General features: G+C 41.8%; 5 protein-coding genes. All 5 read right to left on the reverse strand.

Annotated elements, in window-relative coordinates:
- Nucleotides 1-215 precede the first annotated feature (215 nt).
- A complete protein-coding gene (locus IQ229_RS12405; RefSeq protein WP_194044082.1) occupies nucleotides 216-992 on the reverse strand; it encodes a sulfite exporter TauE/SafE family protein in 777 nt (258 codons plus the stop codon).
- Nucleotides 992-1,645, reverse strand: a complete 654-nt coding sequence (locus IQ229_RS12410; protein WP_194044084.1) for an HAD family hydrolase — start codon at nucleotides 1,643-1,645, stop codon at nucleotides 992-994. The genes IQ229_RS12405 and IQ229_RS12410 overlap by 1 nt, the downstream gene beginning before the upstream one ends.
- A 15-nt stretch (nucleotides 1,646-1,660) precedes the next feature.
- Complete coding sequence (locus IQ229_RS12415) at nucleotides 1,661-2,230, reverse strand: DMT family transporter (protein WP_228013420.1); 570 nt, start codon at nucleotides 2,228-2,230, stop codon at nucleotides 1,661-1,663.
- An 833-nt stretch (nucleotides 2,231-3,063) separates the two neighbouring features.
- Nucleotides 3,064-4,119, reverse strand: coding sequence for a magnesium-protoporphyrin IX monomethyl ester (oxidative) cyclase (acsF, locus tag IQ229_RS12420; RefSeq protein ID WP_194044086.1), 1,056 nt, complete (start codon nucleotides 4,117-4,119; stop codon nucleotides 3,064-3,066).
- A 325-nt stretch (nucleotides 4,120-4,444) separates the two neighbouring features.
- On the reverse strand, nucleotides 4,445-5,114 hold a 670-nt coding region (locus IQ229_RS12425), incomplete at its 5' end, for an ABC transporter ATP-binding protein (protein ID WP_194044088.1).

The following is a 5,114-nucleotide window of genomic DNA, read 5'->3' on the forward strand; positions in this document are numbered from 1 at the left end:
AGCAAAGGCTAGGAACGAGACAACCCAATTATCAAGAGTACTGAGTGGGGAATCTCATACCATTTTGGATTTTAGACTTCAGCTACGCTCAGTCGAACGATTTTAGATTTTGGATTGTGAAACATCCATTGGATAAGTGTTTCAGTTTTCCATCTGTCGCAATCATTTTTCAAATTGGTATTAGAGCTAAAGATGGTATGAGTAGTTCCCAGTTCTTAACCGTGAATAAAAAAGTAGGCAGTCATGCTAAAAGCAACAATCATCACAAATTTCCGAATTAAGTGCGGTTCAAGTTTAAGAGCATAATGGGCGCTTAAGTAACCACCAAGAGAGCCACCGACTGCCATCAAAATAGCTTGATGCCAAGCAATCACACCTGCAAAAAGAAATGGAACGATCGCAATACCATTGATACAACTCCCTAAAAATGTCTTAAAAGCATTCATTTTGTGGATACTTTTGATACCTAAAAAGGTTAGAGTTGCCAGCATTAAAATCCCTAAACCTGCGCCGAAGAAACCGCCATAGATTGCGATCGCTAGTTGAGCCAGTACCAAATTAAACAACGGTACAGATTCCGGTGATGTATTCTGGTTTCGACGCTGCAACCACTTTTTGAACGGTTCGCCAAAGGTAAATACAACTGTTGCTAGCAGCAATAGATAGGGAATCAGCTTTTTAAAGACATCTGGCGATGTATACAACAAAGCTATGGAGCCAATCATGCCACCAACTAAACTGACGCCACATAAAAGTAAAAAATCTCGCCGCTCGATGCCCAAATCTTGACGATATGCTCCAGCACTGGCGAGGGAAGCCACCCAAATTGCAGTATTATTGGTGGCGTTAGCTGCGATCGGGGGTACACCCGTAAAGATAAGAGTTGGAAAGGTGATAAAGCTTCCACCACCCGCTACAGCATTTAAGCCGCCTGCAATAAAAGCGGTACTAAACAGAAGTAAGCTATGGAAAAGTGTTAAAGATGGTGGCATTATTTACGAATTATTAATTTGGGAATATCACTTGGAGAATGGGCAATCAAGTCAGCACCATGAGCTTTTAATTCCTCCTCAGTTCCATAGCCATAGGTGACACCAATTGAGGCTATTTTATGGCGCTTGGCTCCAATGATGTCATGTGAGCGATCGCCTACCATCACCACAGTAGAGGGTAAAAGTTTTTCTGTTAATAAAATATGGTGAATTAAGTCACCTTTTATGCTCCGCGTTCCGTCAAGTTCGCTACCATAAACACCATCAAAAAGCAATGACAAGCCAAAATATTCAATAATTTGTGTCGCATAAATATATGGTTTAGAAGTCGCCACAAAAGTTTTATAACCAGCAAAACGAATGGCTTTTAAGACTTCTGTAATCTGTGGATAAAGAGAGTTTTCAAATAATCCAATGGTGGCAAAGCGACAACGATAATGTAAAATAGCCTGTTCAATTACTGTGCTATCTAAGGTATTGAGTAATTGCGAAAAGCTATCTTTCAGTGGTGGGCCAATACACCAATGTAATTCATCAACATTCGGTGGTTTGTAACCGAGTTCAGAGAGCGCATACTGAATGCAACCAGTGATGCCAGGTTTAGGATCTGTCAAAGTCCCGTCTAAATCAAAAAGGATAGCGGAGAAAGGCATATCTTAATTCCCAATTCAATCCCTAATTTTGAGCGACTTTACAAAGCCTTCTGCACTAAGTAACGCGATGCCCAATGTGACAACACCAATCCCTACACTCTGAATCACATTTAAAGTTTTGTGAATGGTTATCCATGCAACTAACGCTGTCAATGCTGGACTACTAGAGCCGATTATAGAAGCCGTAGATGCGCCAACCATGCGAATTCCCACATTGTTTAAAGTGTGTCCGATAAAACTTACAAGACCCGAAAATATACTACCAATCCATAGGGGTGTCCAATCAAGTTGGCCGCTCTTAGCTGGCCAGAGGAGTAAGCTAACACCAGAAAGCAGTAGAGTGGAGGCAAAACTGATCCAGGTAAAGGGAACTGGATGGAATTTTTCTAAACATTTTTGAGCAATGATGCAATAAAAGGCGTAAACAATCCCAGCGCCAAAACTAGCGAAAATACCGATCGCAATGGTATGACTGCTGTAGGTGGCAGAAGATTGAGGAATGGTGAGAGCGCTTCCCACCAGAATAATAGCCATTACCAGCCAACGGAACAATGTGGGGCGATCGCCAAAAAACCTCCATGACAACACTTAGTGCCAAACGCCCCGGCACATTGGGATCAACAATCACAGCACGTATTTTACTCATAAGGTTGCCCTGGCTTAGAGATTAATTTCTAGTTCGTTGGTTCGCTATGTTATAAGCTGTTACGCAAATAAGATTGCACATCAACTGGTGAGGTTGTCCTTTGTCAATTGTCCTTTGTCCTTGGTAAACGCAAATGACTAATGACGGTCTACACGGAAAATAGTGCAATATGTAGGCGCGTTAGCTTTGCAATAAATAATCTTGATAGATTAGCTATTTATTCTTAACTCCAAATCCATGCAACTAGGTTAACGAGATTTAAAAACAACGGTAGCTGGATAGAATTACAGTATTTTATGGTTTGTACAAAAAAAGTATCACAGACAGCCAGAAGAATCAAGCACCTTGTGGATAAATTTGCTGTTGACACTTCTTGCACTGTAGTCAAGCCAAGTGGCTTCCGTATGGTTCGGAGTTCTTTTTGTAATTTCTCAATTTGACTCCAAACAGTGTAAACGCGAAAATTATTAGCAGGTTTACGTTATGCTGTTTTCGCCTTTATTGTTGAGTTTGAACCTCTACTTTTGCATCCGATTCATCTCCACTTTGAGAAACTTTTTCTGGGCCGCACTGTACCGGAGTTACTCCTGTACCTTGAGTGAGTCCGTGTTTAGTTGTGGCGTCGTAGGCATTGTTATCAATATGTATAGACTTTAGTCTAATTTTGTCATTATTCAGCTACCCAAATATTCAAGAATTGACATTTGGTGAAATTAATCATGTGTTTTGAATAACGCATAATTAATTTCACAAGCAGATGTCTAATAAATAGCTAACGAACCGTTCCCCGCAGCGCTTCAGTATCAATTGGTTTGATGAGGTAAATTAACAGCAGATTCCAAACAATTGCTGCAATCAAAGGTAGTTTGCGAATTAGCTTCACCAATTTCGGGTTATAATTGCTTTCAATCTCTGCAATTTTCAAGTTGTAACCTGCACAGCGTTGCAGACGTGAGAAAAACTTGGGATGTTCGGTATTTAACATTACAGGAAAAGCCCGTCCTGCGGTTTCATTGGTGTTGCGGACAACTTGGATATCAAATTCTGTGGCATCAAGTCCCAATGATTTGTAGAACCCAGAACGTTCATGAACTGTCAGGGTGTGAGTAGCAAATACTGATAGCAAGAAAAAGCGACTCCACAGCCTAGATTTCCAGTTGTTCCAAAGTTGCGGTTGAGAACGCAATAATGCTTTGAATATGTCCCCGTGGCGGTTTTCATCCTGACACCAACTCTCAAAGTAGCGGAATATCGGGTAAAACTGGTTTTCTGGGTGCTTTTCTAGATGCCTGAAAATAATAATGTAACGCCAGTAGCCGATTTTTTCTGAGAGGTAAACGGTGTAAAGTACCCATTCAATCGGGAAAAATGTATAAGTGCGGGTTTTGGTAACAGCGCCTAAATCAAGGGAGAGTTTAAAATCGGCCATGGCTTTGTTGAGAAATCCGGCGTGACGGGCTTCATCACGCGCCATCATTTGAAAGATTTCCGCTAGCACTGGACTGCGATTTTTTAGCTTGCGGGATAATTCCTTGAATAGCAAGAAGCCGGAAAACTCAGAAATGCAAGAGCGTTCCAAATACTCTATAAACGTCTGCCTTGCTTCACCGTCAATGTGTTCCCAAGACTGCTCAAACGCTTTATCCCGAACAAAATGGTGGCGGTTGTAGTCTGTCCGCATTTCTGTCAACATCGCCTGCAACTCCGTTTCCTGAGCAGACAAATCCAGCTTGGCTGCGCTTTCAAAATCTGTAGTGTAAAACCGGGGGGTGAGTACAGTTTCTTTGCTGGGAGTTTTGATTTCTGGCTTGGGTAGGGTGTTAACCATGAGTGATGAGGCGATCAAATAAATAGTTCTATAACTATAAAGTTATGACAAATGCAATTATTTTGCTAGACCTATTTACAATCCTTCAGTCAAGTCGGAATTTCTGAATTTTTCTTCAACGGGTCGCGCCCAGGATTCCCCAATTTTAGCCAAGCTTGAAGGTAAGTAATGGTCGCTCTGGGACTGGTTACTGGGTACTAGGGAAGAAATTGGTTGGGGTCTGAATCCCCATTCCAATCTTCCCAATCCCCAGTTATTCTTTCATTCAAGGCTTTTGAAACTTGTTTCATCGGGACTGCCTTCTGCCTTCTGCCTCCTACCTCCTTCACCGCAGTAATTCCTCAACTTGATGTTGGCTCCACAAAGTTCTGTACAAGCCCTGTTGTTGTAAAAGTTCTAAGTGATTTCCGACCTGCACAATTTTTCCTTTTTCCATGACAAAAATTCGGTCAGCCGCCGCCGCCGCTGATAATTGGTGCGTAATAAAAATTACTGTTTTGCGTTCAGTACCACTGGAGAGATTTTTGAGGATTTTCGTGGCTGTTTGATTATCCACACTAGAGAGAGCGTCATCCAAAATTAACACTGGAGCATTGACCAACATGGCTCGAGCCAAAGCAGTACGTTGCCGTTGACCGCCAGAAAGATTAATACCGCGTTCGCCAACAATAGTTTCATATTGCTGGGGAAAATTCTGAATTTCTGATTCAATTTGGGCAAGTTTAGCGACAGATTCTACCTGCTGTTGTTCGCTAACTGGATCGCCGTAGCGAATATTATTTTTGATTGTAGTGCTAAATAGAAAGCTATCTTGAGGAACGTAGGCGATCGCACCTCGTAAATCTGTCAAAGCGATCTTAGTAATATCTACCCCATCTAAAAACAATTGTCCTGATTCAATATCCAACAAGCGCGGTAAAGCATTGGCCAAAGTCGATTTTCCCGAACCAATTGCGCCAACAATCGCTACAGTTTCTCCAGGAGCAATGGTAAAG

It is taken from the genome of Nostoc cf. edaphicum LEGE 07299 (assembly GCF_015207245.1).
GTDB lineage: Bacteria > Cyanobacteriota > Cyanobacteriia > Cyanobacteriales > Nostocaceae > Nostoc > Nostoc edaphicum_B.

Excerpts from the sequence above, each read along its gene's own strand:
- IQ229_RS12405 (WP_194044082.1), bottom strand. The coding sequence starts at position 992 with ATGCCACCATCTTTAACACTTTTCCATAGCTTACTTCTGTTTAGTACC.
- IQ229_RS12410 (WP_194044084.1), bottom strand. The coding sequence starts at position 1,645 with ATGCCTTTCTCCGCTATCCTTTTTGATTTAGACGGGACTTTGACAGAT.
- acsF (WP_194044086.1), bottom strand. The coding sequence starts at position 4,119 with ATGGTTAACACCCTACCCAAGCCAGAAATCAAAACTCCCAGCAAAGAA.